Source organism: Sporomusa malonica (assembly GCF_900176355.1).
Classification (GTDB): Bacteria; Bacillota; Negativicutes; order Sporomusales; family Sporomusaceae; genus Sporomusa; species Sporomusa malonica.
This window is the reverse complement of record NZ_FWXI01000032.1, coordinates 14301-37112: the sequence shown is the minus strand read 5'-3', so window position 1 is coordinate 37112 and position 22812 is coordinate 14301. Positions and strand designations below refer to the sequence as shown.

The following is a 22812-nucleotide window of genomic DNA, read 5'->3' as shown; positions in this document are numbered from 1 at the left end:
GGGTTGCGCGGCTTGGCTGGGTTGCGCGGCTTGGCTGGGTTGCGCGCTTTGGCCGGGTTGCGCGCTTTGGCCGGGTTGTGAAAACTCTGGCTGACGCAGCAGGCTTTGAATCATTTTCTTAACTTCTGGCGGCAGGGCATTAACCAACTCTGGCCGGTTGAGGATATTTTTCAGCAAATTAACAAGATCCTTCTGATCTGTCATAGTACGTCCTGGCATATTTGCTGTTGTCGGCATATCCTGGGGACGCTCTAGCATATTTCCTTTCGGCTGATCCGCAGATGGCATATCGGCCGCAGTGTCCGGGACATTAGATTTGACTAATGAAGTGGCTTGCTCATCCTGTTTACCTGTTAACCCTTTTTGTTGAGTTGGCACTGGCACTGTATCCTGAGCCTCACTCCCTAATCCGCTTGGCTGAACAACTACTGCCGTCATGTCCTGACGTCCAGCCGTAGCTCTATCCGGCGTGGGTATTGCGGCAGCCATTTCACGCAATACTTTAGCAACGGCTTTAAGGTCCGCCGGAATCGTATTCTGCCAGGTGCTGGCAAGTTCCCGCAAAGCCGGCTGATTGCTTGTTGGTGTTTCGGCAGCTGCTGTTTCCAGCGCAGCTGCCAGCATGGTCAATTTTTCTGCCGCTGTCCGTGATGATTTTAGTAGCGCTGCCAATCCTTCAGGCAAAACCGTTTGCGCTGTTTGCGCTTGGCGGAAAATGGTTTGTACTAACTCTTTAAGTTCAGGCGGCAAACTATTAATAAGCGCCGCTCTGCTGGCCATTGTTTGACTAAGCTCGGATAATTCACTCGTAATAAAGCTTTCAAGTGCTAACAACGCCGCCTGGGTAGGCACCGTCATTTGGCCAGCAGCATTCTGGCGAACCTGAGCAGCAGTCTCTGGATTGACCGCCTGATTCCCTGCCGTTTCTGGCTTGAGCGGCGCTATCGGCGGAATACTGCTAGTATTAATGTTGATTACGCTCATGTGTGTGCTCCACCTTTCGGAACCATCTTACCTATTATATTTGGCCTGCTTTGCCTCTTTCCTGCTGCATCTCTTTATCCGATGACTAACCCGCTCTAAGACTCCCACTTCTACAAGTGGGAGTTAAGAGCGGCTAAGTCCCTGGATAAGGGCGACTAACCTTCAGATGGGGTTAAAACCCCATCTGAAGCTAAGTCTACTTTATATATCGAATTTTATTATTTAATTCTTAACATAACACACACTTCTGGATAATAACATAAACTATAGTAAAAGCCATAAGGAGGCAACATAATGGCAAGATACCAAAACATACTATCAGGACGCAGTTCCAGGCAAAATCCAGTCTTTCAGCTGGTTCCCGGGCAATCACTTACTGCCGGTTATTTTTTGTTACAGGTTGAACCTGCCATTCGTCACGGGCTAAAAGAGCTTGAAGGCACAAATCCGCGCCATGCCATGACCGAGCTGGCGCTTATGAGCTATTTAATGGGTATGGGTTTTGATTACCGTACCGCTAAGTGTATTGTTGAGTCTTGGGAAACTGACGATAGCTTACTCTTGCAGGGAGTTCTAACTGAGTAATGGGGAAAATGATTGCCACGCTGTGCTCGCAATGACCACAGTTGGGTCGTCATTGCGAGCGATAGCGTGGCAATCTTTAAGTCTCTCTTTTATTCAATCACAGTAATTAGCTTACCGAACAATTCTTTGCTGGCTTTGATTTTTTGCTCGCCGCCCAAAACGCACAACACGTTGGCGGTCATCACAGCATCGACTACATTGGCCAGTTTTTTGATGTCGTCCTGCCTTGTGGACAATATTTCATCCCGTTCCTGCTGCAAATCAGCCTGGCTAATGTTACGTATATAAGCAGCGTCGGCACGCTCGCCTTTCATCTGCGGCGTCAGCGGCGAATCCATGGTGCTCATGGTACCAATGATGTATTTGGTCATTTCCCGCTTGCTGACCTGCTGGTTTGTAAAGTTATTCAGATATTCAACAGTCTCGTCATATACCTTAATGGTTTCGGCCAGGTTAGGGTCCCGATAGGAGCCAAATACAACATTGCCGCTTCGGTCAAACTGAGCAAATGCGCCATATGCGCCACCCTGAACCCGAATGCGGTTCCAGAGATAATCATAGCGTAAAATGGTCTCAAGCACCTTCATGCTGCCATGATACTTGTAGCCAAGACGGTGGAAATTGGCACCTTTGGCAACATATTGCACCTTACCGGAGGTCAGGAGGCCTTCGTTAAGGGCCTGTGCTTTGAAGCTATATTTAACAGGCTTAAACTGCCTTGATCCCAGCTTTTCATTAAGTACAGGAACGCTCTGGCGAAATTTTTCATAGTCTTCTTGGGTACAGGTGATGCCTATCAGAAGATTATCTTTATTAAATACGGTTTGCGCCACAGCTGACAGCGTCTGACCAATTTCGTTTACCTTAGTTTCCAGGCTATCTTCCAGTGCGGCAATAAACTTATAGTAGGTCAGCAGGCCAACCTCATTATACTTGGCAACAGGCGATACATAGGATAACAGCCGGCTGGCAACAACCTGCTGTCCACGGCGGAATAACGCCGTATCCCATGCAGCTTTGGTTTCGCGAATAAGCTCTTTGAGCCTGTTATTATCATTAAACAGGCTGCCGCCGGTTACATCACCTAAAAGCCCGAACATCTCTGGCAGCTTGCTGACAAGCGCTTTGGCTTTAACCCTAAACATGGGCGCAAACGTCTGGTCATCGCCGTTCTCTGAATACGCAAACACGTCATAGGCAAAACCGCCAGTATGAATGTTAATCTCTTTGGCCAGTTCAGTATACGGGTATTTCTGCGTATCTACTTTACCCAAAATATCCGCTAAAAGAAATAAATAGGGGAGCTCAGACTCTGCAACTGCGGAGGTGTTAAAGTAAAGATTGACATAGGCAATCTGGTTGGTAAACATAGGATGTAACAGAGCCGTCACTCCGTGTTCCTTCTGCTCAACTGTTATCAGTTCTTCTGCCTTGGGGTCAATATCCTTTAATTCTAAAAGCAGAATTGACTCAAGCGCCTCAGGCGAATCGGACGCTTCCTGGCGCTCCTTTAATGCCTTTGTCTGTTTAATCAGTGTCTCCAACTCGGCCTCACTGAGACTGGCTTTATAATCAGCCAGCTTCTGTTTTAGCTCGGCAGTCTTTTGTGCACCGATTTCACTATTCGGTTTTAAGGCAACCAGGGCCTGGTGGCTATTGTTGATTAGGCAAGATTGTATGAGTTGTTCAAAGTAGCCGTTCTTGTATTGCCGCTTAATTTTAGCCAGCGCCGGTTCATAGGCAAGATGGATGAGCGGGTCCTGATCATACAGCCAGCTATCAAGACACTTCATGTTATACACAAGCCCTTTGGGACGGTTGCCATAGTTGGCTTCCCTGAGGTGGAATTCAAAAATATTTACCGACGATTCGACTAGTTTTTTGTCTAAGCCATCGGTTGCCAATTTTTGCAGGGCAGCGGTAATTGTGTCTTTAAAAGCATCAACCTGATCGGCATTTGCGCCGCTGACACCGACCGTCATTGTCGGCTGCAGAATACTCTTACTGTAGCTGCCAAATACCTCTTTGCCCAACCCAGCGTCTAACAGTGCTTTTTTGAGTGGTGCGGCCGGCGTCTCCAGCAGAATATGCTCCAGCATCATCAGGCCAAGGTAACTTTCGGGATCGGTGGCTTTACCGGCTGCAATATTGAGGGTGATGAAGGTTTTATCTTTGGTAGATTCCTCCGGTGATACCGGATAATCAACTACTTTTACAACTGTTTCTTTAAACGGCTTTTGCAGCAGGATTTCCGAATCGATTTTGGCCGCAGCAAAGTCTTTAAGATAAGCCTCATTTATGAATTTGAGGTTATCGTCTAAATCAAGATCACCGTAAAGGAAGATATAGCTATTGGAGGGGTGGTAGTATTTTTTATGAAAGAGAACAAACTGTTCTTGCGTCAGTTCAGGGATATAATCAGGGTCACCGCCTGACTCAACGCCATAGGTAGTGTCAGGAAATAGAGCGGCGTAAATCTGATGTTCTAAAATAGCGTCAGGCGAGGAGAATACGCCTTTCATTTCATTATAGACAACACCTTTATAGGTCAGTTCAGCCTCTCTATCAGGCAATTCATAGTGCCAGCCTTCCTGCATGAGTATCTCTGGAGTTTTCAACATATTAGGATAAAATACGGCGTCCAGATACACATCCATCAGGTTACGGAAATCCTTATCATTGCGGCTGGCAACTGGATACATGGTCTTATCCGGAAAGGTCATTGCATTAAGAAAAGTATTGAGTGAACCTTTGACTAGTTCGACAAAGGGCTCTTTAATCGGGAATTTGCGCGAACCACACAAGACTGAGTGCTCGACAATATGCGGTACACCAGTTGAATCTTCAGGCGGGGTACGAAAGGTAATAGAGAACACCTTGTTATCATCATCGTTGCCTAAGTATAACAAGCGCGCGCCGCTTTGCTTATGCAAAAACAGCATGGCATCCGAGTTAATCTCTGCCACATGCTTAGCGTCTAATAGCTTAAATCCATGGTAGGTTTGGCCAGTCTTAAAGGACATGCTTTTACCTCACTTTTTTTACAATTATTATTCTTTATCCTATGTAATGCCTTGCAAAGAAGTTAATATCCTGTTTTTTCGGCAAAATGGAACAGGTTTCCTGCTTTTTGGCTATTTCGAGTTTGAGGAAAAAGCGGGAGAACCTATTAATAGGTTTTCCCGCTTAACTACGCAATATGAAAATATGGATTGTTAGAAAATACTGACAGGATATTCCCAAATACTCCCGAAAGATTATTTTATGGTATATATCGCTTACACTGAAGTAAGAAGGTGAACTGGATTGTCAGACATAGTTTTAATCGCCCCTGACCCAGAAATCGCGGAGTTAGCAGAAAAACTCTCTTTATACAACCGGCAGATTTCGTTTATTCCTGCCCGTCTGCAGGAAGGCGTAACAGCAGCCAAAGCAGCTGTCAGTGCCGGCGCAAAAGTACTCATAACCCGTGGTATAACATTTCATATGATTAGTAACGCGATTCCCAATGTTCCAGTTATTGAGATACCCTATACCGGTTATGACATTCTCCGGGCCCGGCTGGCCGCTGCCAGGCAGGGCGGCCAATTGGCTTTAGCTGCTGATAAGCAGGTGGCCGCCGGTCTGGCTAGTATTGAACAAATCCTGGAACTGCCGTCAAGTATTCGGATTGATTTAGAAGATGGCGCTGACATCGACACGGCGGTCTTAAACGCCAGGAGTCTTGGGGCCACAACCATCATCGGCACCAGGGCAGTTGTCGAAACAGCGCAGCAGTATGGACTGGCAGGAGTAACCCTAGACTCAGGCCGGGAAGGATTAGAGCAGGCAATTATCCTGGCCATACAGCGCCTTTCTAAGGAGCGTGTAGAAGAGCAGGCCGCGCGTCAGCTTGAAACCATTATTAATTCAATCAATTACGGGGTTTTGGCCATTGATCACACTGGCGCAGTAACAGCGATGAATATGGAAGCTGCCCGATTATTTAACCTTACCAAAGACGGCTGGGCAGCGGCCGAGAGTTCTTTTATTCAAAGGTTGTGGGAGTGTATGATAACCCGGGAACGTCAGATCGGAGTCGTTGAGCGCATTGGCCGTGATTTTGACATTGCTGTCAGCTTTCAGCCTGTTGTTGCCAGCGGCGAGGTGGCAGGTGCCGTAGCCACTTTCCAGCCCATTGACCAACTTAGGGAGCTAGAACAAAAAACACGTCAGGAATTGGAACAGCGAGGCCGTGTGGCCAGGGCTTCTTTTCTTGATATTGAATCCCGCTCACCAGCAATGCAGCAGGTCATTGAAGAAGCCAAGCGTTTTGCCGGTTATGACAGCACTGTCCTCATTCTGGGAGAAACAGGGGCAGGCAAAGAATATTTTGCCCAAGCCATTCATCAGGCCAGCTCCCGCCGAAGCGGACCTTTTGTAGCTGTCAATTGCGCTGCCATTCCCGAAAATATTTTGGAAAGCGAATTATTTGGCTATGTCGAGGGCGCTTTTACCGGTGCCAAAAAAGGCGGTAAAATCGGGCTGTTTGAACAAGCACACAAGGGAACCATTTTCTTGGACGAAATCGGTGAAATGTCTGACTCCCTTCAGACCAGGCTGCTGCGAGTTCTGCAGGAGCATCAAGTATATCGTGTTGGCGATGACCGGGTTATCCCAGTTGATATCAGGGTCATTGCCGCTACCAACCGTAATCTTCGGACAATGATGGCTGAGCAAAAATTCCGGGCCGACTTATATTACCGATTAGCTGTGCTCACAATCAGCATCCCGCCCCTCCGAGCACGCAAGGCTGATATTTCATTATTTGTCCGTTTGTTTATTGCCAACTTCAATCAAAAATTCCATACCGCTGTCCAATATATTGAGTCTGAAGGAATCACACTGCTTACTCAGTACGACTGGCCAGGTAACATCCGTGAGCTTCATAACATAATCGAAAGGCTTGTGGTATTGGCCACCGCACCGGTAATAACAAGAAATGAGGTCTGGTCTTGTCTTAAAGACCTCCTTCCCTCAGATACAGCTGTCCCACCAGATAATCTGAAAACCTTTGAAGCAGTCGCTATCCGCGAAGCCCTGGATAAAACAGGCGGCAACAAACAGCAGGCAGCCAAGTTGTTAGGCATTGGCCGCTCAACCTTATGGCGCAAGTTAAAAGAATTAGATGAGTGATTTAAAAAGAAACAGTTGTGTTTTATTATGAAACACAACTGTTTCTTTTTCTAAGGAAAATGCCTTTATTCTGCCACTCTGAAGCTGGCATGAAAATTGCATTTAAAAATAATTACAAGGTATAAAGCAGCTAGTAATGCAGAATATATAAGGTGAACCCTCTTGGTTCCGATCCCAAACTAATTATAAAGAGGTGTCGTTATGAAAGAAATGAAACCTGACCCTACATCTCCAGCGAATCTGGATTCCCATGTAGCTCAAGAAACTCCTGGCTTTAGTTTATTGACTCAACTCCACAGTCTATTTCTCCGCAAAGCGGATTCAAGGTTTGAAGAAGCCCAGCAGTTATTGAATCCCCAGATATTTGATCAAGCCAATATAGCGGACAGTTTGGACACTGGCAAACTAAATAAGCTGATCAACTATATCAAAAGCGGTGTACCGTCGTTAGTATTAATGTTCACCACATACAGCCAAATATATTAATCTTTCTCAGGCTATGTTAACCAGTCTGATAGACTTGATCTGCTGAAACGTAAAAAAGACGAGATTGCTATGTTCGCCATGGCGAACATAGCAATCTCGTCTTTTTTATTCAGATAGAAAGCATTCCATCTGAATAGTTAAATATAGTGGATAATTGCGTCTGCAATTATTTTTTTCGCGGTGGTTGAGTCAACATTCAGCCCTTGTTTTAGAAGAGCATGCGGATTGTTAACAAAATTCCAGAGAAAAGATGGCTCAACCATAATAGCATGCCAATTGACTAGGTTTACTGGCGAAGAGGGCAGTTGATTTGCAGGTCGGGGATAGGCGACACTCTTACTGTCTGAACTGCTGTTCCAAGGTTCGGCTAAACTAACTATGTAAGCTGGCGAGTCAGTGCTCCGGGCAGCGACATGATTATTAACGGCATTCGAACCTATGGAACTCTGAGCAAACACAAAGGAACCGGCAGAGACAGCAGAAACTGAACTAGAACCTACAGCAGCCATATCCATACAAACCCTCCTTCACTACATAAAAACAGAAAAACCGACCCTTAGAAAAGGCCGGTTACACTACTTGCTCCAGTATATCCAAGTGTCCACATACAGATACACCTTCATAACATCCTATTTATTTAATATTAGTCATCTTCCGAACTATCCAGACCCTAACATTGGTTAAATTTTACCAAATTTCTTATTATTGGTCAATCTAATTCTTTGAAAATTCTTTGAAAAATCAAGCAGCGACTTCGCCCTTTTGGCAAACAGCAGGCTATCTAAGATTTTCTTTTAATAATAATTTTTTCTAGATTCTCTTCCAAAAAGAGTTTTACATCTGAGGCGCTTTCAAAGTAATAATCGGCCCCTATCTCCCTGGAGAAGGTTTCCCCAATTGGCGCCCCACCTACCGCTATCTTCAGCCCCTGCCTCAAACCCACTTCTTCCAGTTCATCAACAACTTGCTTCATCATTGGCATGGTAGTCGTTAATAGGGCGGCCATCATCAACATGTCCGGTTTTTCCTTCCGGACAATATTGATAAACTTCTTAGACGAAACATCCACTCCTAAATCAATGATCTTTACCCCAGTAGTCATTGCCATCATCTTTACTAGATTTTTGCCGATGTCGTGTAAATCACCGGCTACCGTACCGATGACAATGCTTCCTGTTCTATTAGTTTTTTTCTTTGATTTTATGTAAGGCTCCAATATTGATAGTCCTGCATGCATCGCCCGGGCAGACATTAATACCTCCGGAACCATAACACGTTGATTGCGAAACTTGTCAGCTACTTTGTTCATTCCCGCCAGAAGACCTTTTTCTAAAACCATAGTGGCTGGGTAGCCTTTTGCCAGCGCCTGCTTGCTAAGTTCTGCGACCTCCTCGGCTTCACCATCGGTAATGCCTCTAATAATTTCTTCATAAATCATTAGGCCCCCCCTCCTGTTAAAACAAACTATTGCGGTAAACCAGTGGAGTCACTCCAATATATTTCCGAAAAACCTTAGCAAAATAGCTTTGGTTCTGAAAGCCGATCGTCTTCGAAACCTGCTCTACACTAAGTTCAGGTTTTTTCATTAGCTCAACGGCCTGCTCAATTCGGACCCTGGTAATATAGTCGTTGACAGTGCAGTGCACCTCTTGCTGAAAAAGACGTGATATATGCGAAGGACTGACAAACAATCTCTCGGCCACATCTTCGATCTTTATTGGCTTGGAGTGGTTTTCCACAATAAAACCCTTTGCATCATTAACCAAGCTAAGGTGTTTTTTATCTGCTAAGGACAAACTATCGCCCAAAAATTCCGAGACCAGTGTTTGGATCTTGCAAAAAAACTCTTCTACCCGTTCAACCTTGTCTGCCTCATTATTAAAATCCTTGAGCATGGTCATGACTCGTTCTGCCTCAGCCCCGCCCTCTACCGCAGCACGGGAAACCAAGGTAGCCAACTCGATAATACGTACTTTGATGATGGTTTTATCACCGGCTGTTTTGGTAAACAAGCATGTTAATAAGCTCTGTAGGTTTTTTTCAGCTCTTGTTTTGTCACCTAGCCGGATATACCGCAAGAAGCTTCTTTCTTTTTTCAAGTATGCGCTATAATCGTTTAGATCGTGCGATTGCAGCTTCTTTCGCTCCTCTAAGTCCTTCCTGATTTTCTGCTGCATTCGATGAGTATCAATCTGTTCTAAAATGTGAATATCTCTTTTCACTAGATGGTTCACAACCACAAATAACGTATCTGCTGCAGCCTGGGAGCGACTAGGGGAGATTACCTCAAGCAATTTCGCCTTTTCCTTTAGTTCCTCAAAATCCTGTATGTCGGCGTTAAGCTTTTTCAACTCTTGAAAAAAAAAGCGATCCGGTTTCCACATGAGTACCTGTCCACAGATAATGCTCTTTAAGGATGCACTTTGCACACTAATTGGCACAGCCCAAATAACCAATCCTGCATGACATCGAAAAAAGTAGGGCTCTTCCCACTTAGCAGCCTCCAAGGTTGCCTGCCGGTAAGAGGAGTGACACTTTTCTGCTCCATTTGGCTGACTGCGAATATAGCGGCAAAACTCACATCGGTCAGCTTTATTAGGAATACAGAAGGTTTCGCCCTTATCATTCACTGCCTCAATATGCAGGCCGGTTGCTTGCGAAAAACTCCCTAGGATTTCTTCTAGGTATTTAACATCAAACAAGTCTACTTCCATATTCATCAGCACATACCCCACTTAGTTCTGTTTTACCATTATCCAGGTTTGCATGGTGAACGTCCAGGTATATCCGCTAGTGTAACGGTTTTGCCAGGGGGAACATAAATGACAGCAGGGGTAATTAAACCATTGATAAGAGACTTGAGCAACCCCAGGTCGCCTTTGACCTCACTTACCCTCCAGCCGAAAAAGTTTGCTATTTCTTTAACTTTGCTTATATATAAATCTTTATTTGTAAAGTCGCAGGTATCAATAAATACGGCTTCATTGTATTGCCCGTACAATGTTTGGATTAGATAATTCGCATCTTTTTCACCAAATCGGCCAACATATTCCTGATATTCTTCATAAGGGTTCCGCCCGTAATCAAGCCAGCCTGGACTAAAATAATAGGAGCCTGGATTACTATCCGCAAGCTTGTACCGCCGTTCATCAGACCCCAGCAATAGGGAAATACAGTCATGAGTGCCAGGCAGAAGCAGCGGAGCAGCTGGTGAAGCCAGCCCGACGATCATATCCGAACACCTGCTATAGGTAAGTATAATTAAATCATAGTGTTGGTTTTCATGGATTTTTTTTTGTAGTTCATCCCGCAATTTATTCGGATCAGCGTGAAGATTAAAATCTAGAAATTCGCAGTCGATGCGTAGAGAAGAACCCAGATATTCTATTTCTTTTTTTGTAGAAGGACAGCCAATCAGTTTTGCATTCATAAAAAAACTCACCTTTTCCACTTTCCTGCTCATCTGTTATAATCAATTAAGTCTTAGATATTAACTATTGGCTGCGGAGGACCATTATGAAACCTATTGTTGGAATAACCGATGCTACCGGAATGATCTATGCGTTACGCCTTTTGGAGACCTTTCATAAGCTTAACACGCAAACCTGCCTGATTATGAGTCGTGAAGCCGAAGCAACCCTTATACGGGAAACGAATTGCTCCTTAGCTCATTATAAAAGTTTGGCACATCACTTTTGTTTTGATGATGCTGAAATATTACCGTACAGTGAATGGGATGCCGATTCGATGATCATCATTCCTTGCAGCGTAGATTCTATTGCTCCAATTGTTCATGATTCACACCTGAATCTCCTGCAAAAAGCTGCCAATAATATATTGAAAATAAAGAAAAAATTGATATTGGTTGCAAGTGAGCCTGTTTTTCTCCCAGATCATTTAAAAATCCTGCTGGAAATGGCCTATAAAGGGGCCACCATTATGCCCTATATGCCAAGTTTCTACCACAAGCCGACCAGTATTGATGATATTGTAAACCATCATACTGGTCGAATATTAGACCTTCTGGATATCGAACATAACATGGTCAAACGCTGGGGAGAAAAGTCAGAGTGATTTCCTTAGTCTACCAGAATTTATAATGCAATTCTGTTGACATAAGAACGACTAAGGCTTCTGCGGCGTCCTGAGGGACTTGGCACAAGCCAAGTCTTTTCTTATTTTAAGAAAAGACTAACCAATTCTTGCGGCGACTGGACTATGAAATCCGCCCCTCCTTCTTTAAGCTTTTCTATACCATGCCATCCCCAGGCAACGCCCACGGTTTTTGTGCCTGCCGCTTTACCCTCGATCATATCCCCCTTGGTATCGCCCACATAAAATGCCGGCAACTCTTTAAATCGAGCCATCACCATTTCAATTTTGCGGATCTTACTCTTTTCTTTTTCCGCACCAATTACTTCTTCAAAACAATTAATACCATGCCGCTGCATCACACTTTCAGTGGCGATGGAAACGTTAGAGGTAATAATAAAGATTTTATTATTCTTTGAGATCTCATTTAATGCGTCACCCATTGAATCAAATAATTTTAATTCGAGGAGATACTCACTTTGTCTGCGTTCATAGTCTTTTAGTATTTTATCTATCGTCTGCGCCATTACCCCACGTTGCAGCAAAGTTGCATATACATTGTGCTCAAATAGCGCCAATACATCTTTTTCAGTTTCTATCTCACTCAGGCCATTTTCCTGACAAGCCGCTATATAGTTCATGCAAAAAACCTGTAGCGAGTCCACAATAACACCATCATAATCAAACATAATAAGATTGACTGGCTTCATATAAGCTTCCAGACCTCCTAATAGTTGTAGATTTTGCAAAAAAGATAACAGATTTGGCTTTAACCATATCTGTTATCTTTCCTTTTTCATCATATACTATATCTATACATTATTAAATATCTCTAATGTGATTGACACTTTATTACATAGTTGTTCTAGGTGCACCAGTAACATTTACCCAAATAGGGTTTGTAACTGCATAAAGTCCTTTTCTGTCAACGGCAACAAAACTATACCATGTGCTCTTTGTTGGTTTTACATTTAACATGTACTTAACAACATCTTTTGTATCATTAAACTCTTTTGATTCAATAACCTTACCTTCACAGTAAACATCAATACGAGTTAAGCCATTAACAGCTTGAATTTCTGTATTTAAGGTATACTGGCTACCTGCTTTTACCTTCTGGGTTGAACCAAACATTGTATTGGGTGCAGGTGTAAAGATAGGTCCCATTGTTACATAAGCATGACCTTCTTTTAGTGCTTTAAGATACTTTTTAGTTGTAACATTACCATCCATGTGCGCATACATTCTAATTATGCCAGGATATAATCCTGATGTTACATCATGCTGGTCTGAACCTGCACTTAAATATTTTTTGATACCTTTATTCCAATAACCCATTGCATCATCCAATGCTAATTTATCCATATTTTTTGCATCTTTTAAGTTAATTGTTGACTGTAACTCAATCAAATCAAAATCTTCACTACCCTTGTCAAATCCGCCTTTAACTCCGTCTCTATTTCTAAAGAAACCATAGTCTGAATAAGGATGATTAACAACGACTAATGCCCCCATATCATGTCCTGCCTTGATAATTTCGGCTGGTGTACCGTTTGGTGAAATGGGCTCTTTTGTATAGTCCATACCTAAAATGCCCCAATGTCCCCATCCTGGAGAAACTTCCAGGCTGGAAATAAACGGTCTGTTTCCTGCTTTTACCAAAGCGGCCATTTGGGCATTATTGCTAACTAAATCATGGTCAGATACAACATTAAAATCTAACTTTGCTGCAACTTGGGCTTTATATAACTCTCCAATAGGGGTTGCACCATCACCCTTATCTGAGTGCTGGTGATTATCGGCACAATACCATTTTTTAGAAGCAGTATCTATTAAGGTAGGGATTATAAACTTATGTGTAAATGTTTCACCTGGTTTAATTGTTGTCGTAAACTCAACAGGATGAGATTCATATCCACTCCCAAATGTTGCTGTAAAAGTTACTGGTGTTTCAGGAGCAGCTACATCAAATTCAGCTTTGTGTGTTTTGGGATTTGAGAAGAATACAGTACCACCAAGAGATTTAACTGATGATTTAACCCCTGACACTTGAATTTTAAAGTCAATCGGTTCGCTCTTCTCATTTAAAGCTGTAATAACCGCTTTAGCTCCTTCTTTAACTGCAAAGTTTACATTTGAATCTGCTGTTAAATTTACAGCTTGTACTTCTGAAGGCGTACAGCCTTTAGCCTCAGCATAAATTTGATATTCATCTTTAGGTAATTTAAACTCAAAGTTACCTTTTTCATCAGTGATTTCCCAAACAAAAGGTTGCATAATGTCTTTTTTAATGGCATCTGCTCCATGTGATTTTTTAGTTTCTTTATATGTACCTTTTTTGTTAACAATTACATAGGCGTTTTTTACATAATTCCCCACACTATCTGTAACTGTACCTTTTACAGTAGCAGATTGGATTATTGTTTCTTTTTCTAAGAAACGTTCAATAATTGGTGTTGTTTCACCCTTATCTAAAACCAGAATTTCTCCTGTATAAACATACGTTTTTCCTGGCTCAATTGTACGGTTAGTATAAACATCTTTATATCCACTGGAACCTTTATATGAATCTGCACCAACCAATTGAACAGAAACGGCGTAATCTTTTCCATAAGTTACAACAAAATTTCCGAATTTCTCATTTACTTCTTTATCAGCACCAATTCTAATACCTGTTGTTTTTTTGTCCGGATAGTATCCATAAGGTCCAAACATGCTGGCAGCTAGTGTACTGATTGAATATCCACTATATACGTTTTCATAAGGATGGTTTCCGTCAGGATTTTCAACTGTTGTTTTTAAACCAATATAATTCTTACCATCTTCTAATATATACTCAATGGTGACATTTAAAGGCAGTTTATGCCCTGCTGTCCAATATCTTGTTTTGGCCGTAACAATAACTTTGTTATCATCTTTTTTGTATGTAATATCTTGAGCAGGTACTTTTAATAAAATTTCATTATTAAATGCACCGGTAGCTGTCCAAAGGTCATTTAAGAACTCAATGTCGTTAACTAAATCAACTCCAAATTTTCCATCTTTCATCACGGCAACGTCAAGGATACTTCCATTTGTCATATTCCAGTAGTTATTTGTTCCTACCGCAAATGAAGCCGCAATTTTATCATTGTAGATGGTGAAGTCATCTTTATGAATAGCCATACCTTGATCAATAGGTGTAGGACCATTAACCACTCCAACCTCCGCCATAGCAGGTGTAGCTAATAATATTAAACACAATGCGCAAACACTTAATAATGCAGACATTTTTGTTTTCAAATTCACAGTTATCCCCCCCAAAGTTTAGATATAACTTTCACGTTAATTTAGTTGGAAAAAATTGCAATCTAAGGTATCCCCCTCTCTCGTCAAGAAGGGGATACCTTTTTATTCTAAAACTCGAAAGCGCCTTTACGGTGAGCTTTTAGGTATTTCACACAGAAATCATCCCTGCCACGCAGCGTTTCAGCAGTAATCAGACTGCCCATCATCGCCTTATCCAACGGATTGATAATCAATCCGTCCAGCCCTTTGGCAATAGCCATAACGGCAAACATCTGATTCATAAACTTCCGATTCGGTAAGCCAAATGAAATATTGGACAAACCACACATGGTATGAATACCCTTATAAGTGGTGGTAATAGCCTCAATGGTATTTAAAAACTCAATTCCGAAAGTACTATTGGTGCCGATCGGCTGAACAAGAGGATCGACATAGATATTACCAATAGGCACATTGTTTTTAACTAATGAGTTGATGAGTTTGTCTGCAATTTTCATTCTCGCATCCATGGTCTCAGGCATTCCATCATCACTCATGCAAAGGGCTACCACTTTTAAATCAGTTCCTGCTACAATTGGCAGCAGCGCATCATACCGTTCCTTTTCGAGCGAGATGGAGTTTACCATAGCTGTGCCTTTGTGAATAGTAAGTGCCTGTTCAATACACTTGGGGTCAGGACTATCAATGCAGCAAGGAGCATCAACAACTTCCTGCACCGTTTTAACCAGCCATGTTAGATATTCTGCCTCCTGGCCAACAAAGATGCCTGCATTGACATCGATATAATTTGCACCGGCTTCATGCTCATCTTTAGCGACTTTCTGAATATATTCAGCGTCTTGCGCTTCAATTGCAGCTGCTATTGCCTTGCGGCTGGCATTTATCAGTTCACCTACAACTATCATTTAGTGGGCCTCCTTTTTATTCGCAAATCTGGCTTACGCTACAAAACTACGAGCAGCTTCCACTGCCGCTGGGGCATCTTCACAATAAGCATCTGCCCCTATCTTCTGGGCAAATGCCGGTGTTACCGGAGCTCCGCCAACCAGGGTCTTGATGCTCAACCCCTGTGCGCGGATTGCCTTGACTACTTCTTCCATGGCCGGCATTGTAGTAGTCAGCAGGGCTGACATCGCGATAATATTGGCGTTTTTCTCTTTGGCAGCAGACAAGAATTTTTCGACATCGACATCCATACCAACGTCAAACACTTCGAACCCGGCCCCTTCCATGATCATAGCAACCAAATTCTTGCCAATATCATGAAGGTCTCCTTTTACAGTGCCGATAATAACAGTACCTCTAGTAGCACTGGCACCTTTGGCAAGGTGTGGTTTTAACTCGTCCAAGCCTGCTTTCATGGCCTGAGCCGCCATCAGCATCTCTGGAACGAAAAGAATTCCAGCACTAAATTGTTTGCCAACCTCATCCATCGCACCGATCAGGCCCTCATTTAAAATCTTCGCTACATCCGTACCGGCGGTAATTTCCTTTTTCACCAATGCAACAACATCATCCTCTTCAAAATCAAGAACTGCATCAAATATCTTTTCAACACTCATTTTTTATTCCTCCTTAAATTTACAGATCCCATTTTGCATCGCCAGCCACTAGATTAGGGAAATGGCCGCGGATTTTTGCATCAAGTTCGGCTGAGAATTTAGCTGGGTTTTCCTGGCTAAGTATTCTGTCTGCTTCGCGCATTGCCCGTGTCTGATAATCTGTTCTGCCTTCACTTTCCCAGCGACCCCGCATCTCTCTAGTAGCGACATTAGGCAATACAGCAGTAGTACGCATTTTTTTCACGGTATGTTTTTCACTCATATAACTGCCGCCAGGTCCAACTTTAGCGATCAGATCAAGGCAAAGGTTCTCTTCACTAAACTCCATGCCACGCTTCATCCGCTTGAGATTCATTGCAATTTCACTGTCAGTAACAGCTTTGCCAAAATCAAAAGCCATCAGACTGCCTAAGAGCCCCCCCATATTGAACAGGCTTGCGCCGGCCAATAAGGCCCCGGTGGTATTCATGCCTGTTTCGTAACCACTTTGGGCATCATTTAAGTGGGAGTTAGTGAGACCGATATAGCCACCGGACGGAATATTATAATAATTAGCCATTTCAGTATGACCCATTTGCAGCATACCTGTTTCAATAGCGCCTGGCGCATAGTTACCTGTGCGCATATCGGCGACTGTCGACAGTACAGCATAAATCATGGGCGCACCTGGGCGAATACTCTGAATAAGCGTGGCTAACGCCAGAAACTCAGCATTACCTAAAGTTACAGTGGCCGCTAGACTCATCGGCGAGGTTAATCCGGCATTAGGAACAATGGTTCCATAAACAGGCAGGCCTCTTTCTACAAGATAGATAACGGCTTCAGTAGACTCTACATCCATGGTCAGCGGAGCAACCATCGGGCAATAGTGATGATTAATAAACGGGCGTGCCATATAAGCTTCTTTGCTGCCGGCAATGAGTTCTCCCAGTTCAAGAACCTGCTCCAAGTCTTTCATGTTAGGCGTATTGCTGCGAACAGGTTTTTTACAATTTTTCAGGGCAGGATAGAAGCGGGAGATACTAAATTGTCCGGGAGGTGCATCTTCTGCCAATGTCGAAATCGAAAACACATCAAAGCCGGGAAGCTCATTAATTAAGTACGCTATATTGGCGATATCGTCCGAAGTAGCCCGCCGCTCTTCCCCGGTTTTAGGATCAATAATATTAGGCGCCGAGCTGCCGGTTACGACAATCGGTCCATCATTCGGCAGTACCTTGTCAAATTTTGGATTTTGCGCAGTAAATGTATAGGTTGGAACAAATGACTGCCTGGCCTTTTCAACTACCTGGGACGGAAATTTGACCATACCACTCTGTACATCTACACTACAACCAATTTTGCCATAGATGGCACGCGCTTTATCATTGTGGACCAATACCCCGACATTCTCCAACAACTCAAGTGATGCTTCATGAATACGTTTTACTTGGTCATCTGTAAAAAATCTGTTATATTGCACTACTTATCCCTCCAATTGTTTTTCGCATTTGTTAGATGGTTTTGATCATCTCGCCAATTTCTGCTTTATGGCTCTCAATCCACTTCATCAACCGTACATTGTGTGACAGGTAGGCAATATACTCGTACTCGTTAAGATCAGAACCATTATAATAGGCGCATATATCCCAGTTTACTAAGTACATGTTGGCGGCAGCCATCATGGTCGGGAACTGTTCTTTCTCCAGATCGGTTAAGGGGGTAAGTCCACCCAGCTCTTTTAACTTCTTCTGGTAAGATTTGAGGAATATGGCACACTTATCAAGCCGCAGCACGCCATCAGTTTCATCATCCCATGAACTGCAGAAGTAAGCCAATGACAAACAAACATCAAACAGACGAACCTCCACCTTCGACCAATCAAAATCAAATAGGCCGACTGCTTGGTTATTTGAGTATTTCAGATTTCCCGGGTGAAAATCATTATGGCAGGGATTTAATGGCATCTTGCGCCAGACATCCTCTGCTATTTGCGAGGTGTTAATCACTTCTAAAATCATATCTATGTTTTTTAAATAGTACGCATGGTACTTGGTATTAAGGTCTCTTGTGGCGAATTCCTTATAAACGGCTGTCCTTGTCGGCAAGAACTCCATGATTTTAGGCTCTATTCTCTCAAGCCCTTGCGGATCAAAGTCTCGGGACGCATTGTGAAACAAAGCTAAGACTTCTGCAGCACTCGCATACTCTGCATCATTGCAATTTGGGTTATCCCACGTATATTTATCTTCACCTGGTAAATAATCGTAAATAGCATAGTGATCAGTTAATTCGCCGTTTTGTGTTTTTATGTATGTCTTGTGAGTCTTAGTTTGAATCAGTCCGGCAGCCATGGTTAAGCCATTTTCTATGGAAAAATCGATGAGTTTATGCTCAAACATTATTTCCTTATCAGTGATGCCACTCTTATACTTTCGAACAAAATACTCTTTCTGTCCGCCGTCTTTTTCTACATAAATTCCGAAACTTCTATTTACATAACCGCCAAATATTTCATATACCTCTATTACTTTACCAAGGTCGTAATTTTCTTCAATTAATTCAATAATTTGAGTGCGGAGTAAAGCCACTTCCATCGACGCATAAATGTTAGCCGCGATTGTTTTTAGAATTTGACTTTGCGAGAACAATTCCACCGTTTTTCCAAGGCTCATTTTTTCGAAATGTAACATCCGGTTTGTATCCATCGTTCTTCTCCTTTCAAATTAGGGATTTATTAATTATTTTTTAGTAGATAGATGACCCATTTGACATATAGTAAGTAATTTGATTAATCGCAGCTTAAAACTAAATTCCTCCTTATTTTCTTAATATTCAAAATCATCTTCTTATTGAATTATAACATACATATAATGCCAAGATTTAATTCATTTCTGCTCGTTTTAACACAATCCAAGCCATATGATTGATTTTTCAGAAAGTTCTAAGTTTCACTTTTTTAAAGAGAGGTGTAGAGAGTTACACAGTATTCCATTACTTGACAATGACTGTCATACAGTATTAAAATTATGAAAACTTTACCAATAAATGTGCTGGTTTTTAAGACCCAAAATTAAGGAGGGAATTTTGTGAGACGCACAATTCAGGTGGAAGAAAAGCTGCCGCTCATTGAAACACTGCCACTCAGCCTGCAGCACCTATTTGCTATGTTTGGCGCAACCGTACTTGTCCCGATTTTATTCAAGGTTAATCCGTCAACCGTTTTGTTATGGAATGGTATTGGCACCTTGCTCTACATTTTTATTACCAAAGGAAAAATCCCGGCTTACCTTGGTTCAAGCTTTGCTTTCTTGTCTCCCGTTTTTCTTGTACTGCCCCAGTTTGGTTACGGGGCGGCTTTAGGAGGCTTTATTGCTGCCGGTGCTGTGTTCACGCTGGTGGCGCTAAGTATTAGCGTAATTGGTACCAAGTGGATTGACATTGTTTTTCCCCCAGCCGCAATGGGAGCCATTGTTGCTATCATCGGCCTGGAATTAGCCCCGGTAGCAGCTGATATGGCTGGGCTGACAGCCAAAACACCGGACATGAAAGCCATCACGGTATCGCTATTTACCTTGGGAGTCACTGTACTTGGGTCTATTCTATTCCGTGGCTTTCTTGCTGTTATTCCGATCCTAATTGGCATTTTTGCCGGTTATGGATTAGCACTGGCACTGGGCATGGTCAATCTCGCAAGCATCAGTGCTACACCATGGTTTGCGCTGCCCACATTTTACACACCTGAATTTAACCTTCAGGCCATCGCCATTATTGTCCCGGCATCACTAGTCGTTGTTGCCGAACACATCGGCCATCTAGTGGTGACCAGCAACATTGTCGGCAGGGATTTATCCGCTTCGCCTGGTCTGCACCGCTCGTTGCTGGGCAACGGAATATCTACCATGTTGTCAGGCTTTTTTGGTTCAACGCCCAATACTACTTATGGTGAAAACATTGGGGTTATGGCCATATCAAAGGTATATAGCGTATGGGTAATCGGCTTTGCTGCAGTTCTTGCTATCGTATTATCCTTCGTTGGTAAGCTGGCAGCTGCTATTCAAAGCATCCCGACCCCAGTTATGGGCGGGGTATCGCTCCTCTTATTCGGTGTCATTGCCGCATCAGGCATTCGGATATTAATTGATGCCAAAGTGGACTATAACCGGTCGCGCAATCTGATTTTAACAGCTATTGTACTGATTATCGGCATCAGCGGGGCACAGCTGACCTTCGGGTCTGTCACCCTTAAGGGCATGGCACTGGCAACTGTGGTAGCTATTGTTATTGGCTTGGCCTTTACGCTGTTTGATAAGCTGGGGCTGACTAATGATAGCGGCGAAAATCAGCCGAGCAAGGACTAACGGCTGGTAACGATAAGCGAAAAAAGTCTCCTGCCTGCGGGCGGGAGACTTTTTTCACGAGACAGGAATATATTTGTTACCAAGCGAAGTAATCTAAATAAACTATACGTGTAATCAAGGAGGAACAAGCCTATGATAACCAGAGATAAGGATATTATGACTATTGGCGATCAGGATTACCAGCTGGCGGCAGGAGACAGCTGGGCAATTCCAGGCAGTGTGGAGCATAGTGTGAAAGTACTCAAACAGGTAGAAGCCATTGAGGTATTTGTGCCAGTCAGAGAGGATTATCTCGACTAATGAAACTAACCAAAGACTCGAGTATCTATTTTATCCTGCTCGTAGTTCCACTGTTCTGGGGTGGTGCGTTTGGCAGCACCAAGCATGTCCTGTCAGAACTCCCGCCGCTTACGGCTTCGGCTGTACGCTTTCTTTTGGCAGGGCTGATCTTAGGTGGCTGGCTGGCCGTCCGGCGGGAATGGGACTTTAAAGTAATAAAAGAAAACTGGCTTGGTTTGACCGGACTAGGTCTGAGTGGAGTACTGGCCTACAACTATTTCTTTGCTGTTGGTTTGCAATATACCTCAGCCATTACTGCAGCACTGGTTGTTGTTATCAATCCCGTGACAACAGCCATTGTGGCGGTACTGTTTCTTGGTGAAAAGTGGAGTACCCGTCTAGGATTGGGCATTGCGCTATCACTGGCAGGCGTATTGACTGTAATCACTAAAGGCAACCTTGCGGCGCTCGCTGGCATATCGTTAAATTATGGTGAAACTCTGTTGTTTGGAGCTGTCGCCAGTTGGACAACATACACTTCACTTGGTAAAATTGTAATGAAAAAGGTTAATGCGTCATTGGCAACAACAGTATCAACCCTGATCGGCTCCATATTTTTAATCTTCATTTCGCTTGGCGAAGGGGCATGGCACACGCTGCCTCGACTATCAGGCCAGGTTATGGCTGAATTAGTATACCTGGCAGTGTTTGCGACAGTATTGGCATTTATTTTATTTAACGTTGGCATTAAACGCATCGGCGCCAGCAAGGCCAGTGCCTATATCAATCTTATGCCGGTGAATGCCATGCTGATTGCTTGGGCAGTATATGGCGAGACAATTACACTTATGCATCTGGCAGGCATGGTGCTTGTGGTTACCGGCGTGGGCTTAACTACACTTGCACCTGCTGCTAAAGACCCTGTCAAGACTAAGGAGGAACCTGTTCAGTTATGCGAATAATGCGTGGGCGGTTTGCGCCTAGTCCAACTGGTGAGATTCATTTGGGGAATGTTTGGACAGCGCTGTTAGCTTGGCTGCAGGTGCGGTCAGCCGGGGGTATTATGGTGCTGAGAATGGAAGATCTTGACCCTGACAGGTCGCGTCAGGCATATGCTGACAAGCTGATGGCTGATATGAAATGGCTGGGACTTGACTGGGATGAAGGACCAGATGTCGGCGGCCCATATGCTCCCTATAGCCAGGATAAGCGGCGCGAACTTTACCAGCAGGCACTTGAACGCGTGCAGGCAACTGGGCTAATCTATCCCTGCACCTGCACGCGGGCTGAACTGGCAGCATCAGCGCCTCATGCCGATGAAAATCACCGCATATATTCTGGAACCTGCCGCCAGCCTAAGCTTGATACGGCCTGTCAAGCTACCAGGCGACCGGCACTTCGATTAGCCGTTCCCCCTGGCCAAAGCTCGTTTACCGATTTACATGCAGGGTTTGTCAGGCAGGACATTAGCCAGGAGGTTGGCGATTTTGTTGTCCGGCGCTCTGACGGTGTTCATGCCTATCAATTGGCCGTTGTGGTGGACGATGCTGCCATGGAAATTACTCATGTCTTGAGAGGCAACGACTTGCTAAGTTCAACACCGCGCCAACTGCTCATCTACCAGTTGCTGGGGCTCAAAGCCCCTGTTTTTACTCATGTACCGCTTTTAATTGACCCTGATGGCCACCGGTTATCCAAGCGTCAACACGCGTTATCCATTACTGCATTGCGGTCAAAGGGCGTTGCACCAGAAGCCATCATTGGCTATCTGGCCTATAAAGCCAAATTAATCGACGCTCCTCAGCCGGTTAAAGCCACTGAGCTAATCACCAGCTTTTGCATTACCAAATTGCCAGCTGACTCTGTAGTCATCAACAGCGACGATATCCGCTAAAAGAAACCTTCCAGTATAATAAAGCTGGAAGGTTTCTTTACTGTCGAAAAAGAGGTATTTTTGTCATTAAGGCGAATCATTTAACATGCAAATATAGAATAGTCTGGCGATTGTCCAGCTAGGAGGA

Annotated in this window: 20 protein-coding genes and 1 riboswitch; of the genes, 8 read left to right on the top strand and 12 right to left on the bottom strand. The window is 43.6% G+C overall.

Features of this window, described 5'->3' with window-relative positions:
- On the bottom strand, positions 1-984 hold a 984-nt coding region (locus B9A22_RS23085; RefSeq protein WP_217806032.1), incomplete at its 3' end, for a hypothetical protein.
- 294 nt (positions 985-1278) lie between these two features.
- On the opposite strand from B9A22_RS23085, the gene B9A22_RS23080 reads away from it, so the two are divergent.
- The gene (locus tag B9A22_RS23080) at positions 1279-1569 is read left to right on the top strand and encodes a hypothetical protein (RefSeq protein WP_217806031.1); all 291 of its coding nucleotides are present in this window, start codon (positions 1279-1281) and stop codon (positions 1567-1569) included.
- A gap of 89 nt (positions 1570-1658) precedes the next feature.
- Here the strand turns inward: B9A22_RS23080 and B9A22_RS23075 are convergent, their stop codons facing one another.
- Complete coding sequence (locus B9A22_RS23075) at positions 1659-4592, bottom strand: insulinase family protein (protein ID WP_084578299.1); 2934 nt, start codon at positions 4590-4592, stop codon at positions 1659-1661.
- A 283-nt stretch (positions 4593-4875) separates the two neighbouring features.
- On the opposite strand from B9A22_RS23075, the gene B9A22_RS23070 reads away from it, so the two are divergent.
- Together B9A22_RS23070 and B9A22_RS23065 are read left to right on the top strand one after the other, a co-directional pair.
- Complete coding sequence (locus tag B9A22_RS23070; protein ID WP_084578298.1) at positions 4876-6744, top strand: sigma 54-interacting transcriptional regulator; 1869 nt, start codon at positions 4876-4878, stop codon at positions 6742-6744.
- Between the two features lie 201 nt (positions 6745-6945).
- Positions 6946-7230 carry a hypothetical protein gene (locus B9A22_RS23065; RefSeq protein ID WP_084578297.1) on the top strand — a complete coding sequence of 95 codons (285 nt, stop codon included), beginning with the start codon at positions 6946-6948 and terminating at the stop codon, positions 7228-7230.
- Positions 7231-7367: 137 nt separating this feature from the next.
- Here B9A22_RS23065 and B9A22_RS23060 read toward each other — a convergent pair whose 3' ends face one another.
- From B9A22_RS23060 to B9A22_RS23045, 4 genes are all read right to left on the bottom strand, one after another.
- Positions 7368-7745: a hypothetical protein gene (locus B9A22_RS23060; protein WP_084578296.1), complete on the bottom strand. Its 378-nt coding sequence runs from the start codon at positions 7743-7745 to the stop codon at positions 7368-7370.
- Positions 7746-7785: 40 nt separating this feature from the next.
- A riboswitch (cyclic di-GMP riboswitch) is annotated at positions 7786-7869 on the bottom strand.
- 142 nt (positions 7870-8011) lie between these two features.
- Positions 8012-8668 carry a corrinoid protein gene (locus tag B9A22_RS23055; protein WP_084578295.1) on the bottom strand — a complete coding sequence of 219 codons (657 nt, stop codon included), beginning with the start codon at positions 8666-8668 and terminating at the stop codon, positions 8012-8014.
- A gap of 16 nt (positions 8669-8684) precedes the next feature.
- Positions 8685-9950: a PocR ligand-binding domain-containing protein gene (locus B9A22_RS23050; protein WP_084578294.1), complete on the bottom strand. Its 1266-nt coding sequence runs from the start codon at positions 9948-9950 to the stop codon at positions 8685-8687.
- A 32-nt stretch (positions 9951-9982) separates the two neighbouring features.
- Entirely contained in the window at positions 9983-10660 is a 678-nt protein-coding gene (locus B9A22_RS23045) for a DUF1638 domain-containing protein (RefSeq protein WP_084578293.1), read from the bottom strand.
- An 86-nt stretch (positions 10661-10746) separates the two neighbouring features.
- Here B9A22_RS23045 and B9A22_RS23040 point away from each other — a divergent pair, with 86 nt between their 5' ends.
- Positions 10747-11304, top strand: coding sequence for a UbiX family flavin prenyltransferase (locus B9A22_RS23040; RefSeq protein ID WP_084578292.1), 558 nt, complete (start codon positions 10747-10749; stop codon positions 11302-11304).
- Between the two features lie 101 nt (positions 11305-11405).
- On the opposite strand, the gene B9A22_RS23035 is transcribed toward B9A22_RS23040, so the two are convergent.
- The 6 genes from B9A22_RS23035 to B9A22_RS23010 form a co-directional block, all read right to left on the bottom strand.
- Entirely contained in the window at positions 11406-12032 is a 627-nt protein-coding gene (locus B9A22_RS23035; RefSeq protein WP_084578291.1) for an HAD family hydrolase, read from the bottom strand.
- A 142-nt stretch (positions 12033-12174) separates the two neighbouring features.
- Positions 12175-14610 carry a CehA/McbA family metallohydrolase gene (locus B9A22_RS23030; RefSeq protein ID WP_217806027.1) on the bottom strand — a complete coding sequence of 812 codons (2436 nt, stop codon included), beginning with the start codon at positions 14608-14610 and terminating at the stop codon, positions 12175-12177.
- A gap of 107 nt (positions 14611-14717) precedes the next feature.
- Entirely contained in the window at positions 14718-15515 is a 798-nt protein-coding gene (locus B9A22_RS23025) for a methyltetrahydrofolate cobalamin methyltransferase (protein WP_084578290.1), read from the bottom strand.
- A gap of 33 nt (positions 15516-15548) precedes the next feature.
- Positions 15549-16172 (bottom strand): corrinoid protein, encoded by a 624-nt coding sequence (locus B9A22_RS23020; protein WP_084578289.1) that lies wholly within the window; start codon positions 16170-16172, stop codon positions 15549-15551.
- A gap of 19 nt (positions 16173-16191) precedes the next feature.
- The gene (locus B9A22_RS23015; protein ID WP_084578288.1) at positions 16192-17634 is read right to left on the bottom strand and encodes a trimethylamine methyltransferase family protein; all 1443 of its coding nucleotides are present in this window, start codon (positions 17632-17634) and stop codon (positions 16192-16194) included.
- 31 nt (positions 17635-17665) lie between these two features.
- Positions 17666-18859, bottom strand: a complete 1194-nt coding sequence (locus B9A22_RS23010) for a phosphotransferase (protein WP_084578287.1) — start codon at positions 18857-18859, stop codon at positions 17666-17668.
- 381 nt (positions 18860-19240) lie between these two features.
- On the opposite strand from B9A22_RS23010, the gene uraA reads away from it, so the two are divergent.
- The 4 genes from uraA (at position 19241) to gluQRS (ending at position 22685) form a co-directional block, all read left to right on the top strand.
- The gene (uraA, locus tag B9A22_RS23005) at positions 19241-20512 is read left to right on the top strand and encodes a uracil permease (RefSeq protein ID WP_084578286.1); all 1272 of its coding nucleotides are present in this window, start codon (positions 19241-19243) and stop codon (positions 20510-20512) included.
- Positions 20513-20644: 132 nt separating this feature from the next.
- Positions 20645-20812: a cupin domain-containing protein gene (locus B9A22_RS25090; RefSeq protein ID WP_139796358.1), complete on the top strand. Its 168-nt coding sequence runs from the start codon at positions 20645-20647 to the stop codon at positions 20810-20812.
- Complete coding sequence (locus B9A22_RS23000) at positions 20812-21753, top strand: DMT family transporter (protein ID WP_084578285.1); 942 nt, start codon at positions 20812-20814, stop codon at positions 21751-21753. Before B9A22_RS25090 ends, B9A22_RS23000 begins: the two co-directional genes overlap by 1 nt.
- Positions 21744-22685 (top strand): tRNA glutamyl-Q(34) synthetase GluQRS, encoded by a 942-nt coding sequence (gene gluQRS / locus B9A22_RS22995; RefSeq protein ID WP_084578284.1) that lies wholly within the window; start codon positions 21744-21746, stop codon positions 22683-22685. The genes B9A22_RS23000 and gluQRS overlap by 10 nt, the downstream gene beginning before the upstream one ends.
- Positions 22686-22812: the final 127 nt, after the last annotated feature.